The sequence below is a fragment of the Priestia sp. P5_B4 genome (genome assembly GCF_056400385.1).
Window position 1 is genome coordinate 1 of sequence record NZ_JBFULJ010000762.1, and the last position, 1,851, is coordinate 1,851.

The 1,851-nt window shown below is 38.0% G+C and carries 3 protein-coding genes; 1 reads left to right on the forward strand and 2 read right to left on the reverse strand.

The genetic code is table 11. The annotated features are described in order from the left end of the window. Nucleotides 1-338 (forward strand): YibE/F family protein (locus AC1DRF_RS25660; RefSeq protein ID WP_477742036.1); only part of this gene is annotated, 338 nt, incomplete at its 5' end. 147 nt (nt 339-485) lie between these two features. Here AC1DRF_RS25660 and AC1DRF_RS25665 read toward each other — a convergent pair. Then, nucleotides 486-1,187: a hypothetical protein gene (locus tag AC1DRF_RS25665; RefSeq protein WP_477742037.1), complete on the reverse strand. Its 702-nt coding sequence runs from the start codon at nt 1,185-1,187 to the stop codon at nt 486-488. 72 nt (nt 1,188-1,259) lie between these two features. After that, nucleotides 1,260-1,851: hypothetical protein (locus AC1DRF_RS25670; RefSeq protein WP_477742038.1), on the reverse strand; the 592-nt coding region annotated here is incomplete at its 5' end.

Here is a 1,851-nt window from a genome sequence, read left to right on the forward strand (position 1 = left end):
CTATTTCATCTTCTATGAATGAATTATTTGTTCATGACCCGTCCGTAACTAAAAAAAATCTATTCAATTCAGGACTGAAAATTGGAAGAGATATTTTAGGCACTACAACCAATACACTGTATTTTGCATTTGTAGGGGGATATTTGACTTTAATTATATGGTTTAAGAGATTGTCGTATTCGTTTGGAGATATTATCAATTCAAAAACCTTTTGTGCAGAAGTCATTTCTATCTTAAGCGGAGGCATTGGTGTAGCCATTATTATTCCAATTACTTCGTGGATTAGTGCCTCTATTTTTTTACAAAAAAGAGAAAAAGCGAACCATATGTACAAATAAAAAAAGAAAAAATTTAAGAAAATGCCCATCCAACTGGTAGTCAGTAATATTTGGATGGGCATTCACATTATTGGTGGAATAATGTTGAAAAGAAACTTCATGTAGGCTGGAAGTTATAGTTGAACGAAGGATTATTCTCTATTTTTCTCACTGATAGATAATAAGAAAAGGCCAGGAAGCAGAATTTACAGGAGAAGCAGCTTTTACAAGGACGGTCTCACCGTTTGCTGGAAGCAGATTTTTAAACACATAAATTCTACGCTCACCTCTTGGAGATCCAGGTCCTCTGGAGGTTTTTTGGTGTATAATATTTCGTTCATTTTTTGGATCGAGTACCCAATGTGCGTACCAAATCTGCCGTAAAAATTGTCTATTTGTACTTTGCGAACGTTCATCAAATATACAGTGATTCACTTGGCCTGTCCAATATAGATATCGCCCATTTCCTATATGCCATTCATCTCCTATCCGATATCTGATTCCTACACATTCACCAGGATAGATAATATCAGAGATATTATAATGATTCTCTCTTTGACAGCTAGGGTCACTATATTGTGTATAAGGCGTAACTTCTACTTTTTCTAACTGGTTTTTTCTAAAATACAAATACTGCTGCGTGACTTGGCCTGTCGTTCGGTTTACGGCTCGGTGGCTAAGAAGAATACCATTATAAGTCTGTAACTTTGTGTTATCGATGCTTCTTGTAACCGTTAAGGTACCAGCATTTGAGCTTATGACGCCGCCTACTAATCTTCCATTATGAACACAGTACCCGTTTCTGCAAGAGGCACCGGCATTAGCTCGATATAGAACTCCTACGCATGTCCCACTATTAATTAAAGTCAATTATATTCACCTCGCATTCCAACTTGTTTTATAGAAACAGCTTTCGAAAGTGCTCTTCGGTTGAAACTCTTTCTATAGATCATCCGGGCCGTATCGATAGGAAGGCTGTGTTTGAATAAAGTAGCCATTTCGTACTTGAGCCACCCAGTTTTGAAATATTTCTCTCCATTCAACACGGTTAAAAAACTCATCAAGCGGTTTTGTAGAATCCCATTCAATAATAAAGAAAGGAACTACTGATGGATTCCAAACGCCTATACTATTGACACCTGATTCTTTGATAAGAAGTAAAGGCAGACCTCGTTGGTAACCCATGCTTGGCTCTATTTGTAAAAACGGAGCACCTTCCCATGATGGTGGCGGAGGTGTACCGCCGGGAATATTTGTCATGGTATAATTGGCAAAGACTTGCTGCATATTCACCGCGATCAACCCATAGCTAGAGAGTATCATTCGGCGAACGCTTGTTATTGTTTTATTAGGATATTGCTCTGTATCAGGCAGTGTACGAGGGAAAAGAAGAGCACGTTCAATTTCATCAATTAAACGATTAAGAAATCTTGTTTGAGTAGTATTAAGCATAGAAGGGTGGCTGAGGAATACAGGGATTTTAAAAGCTCTGTCGGCTGTATTTTTCAAAGGAATTTTAGGGGAAGCAGAGGGC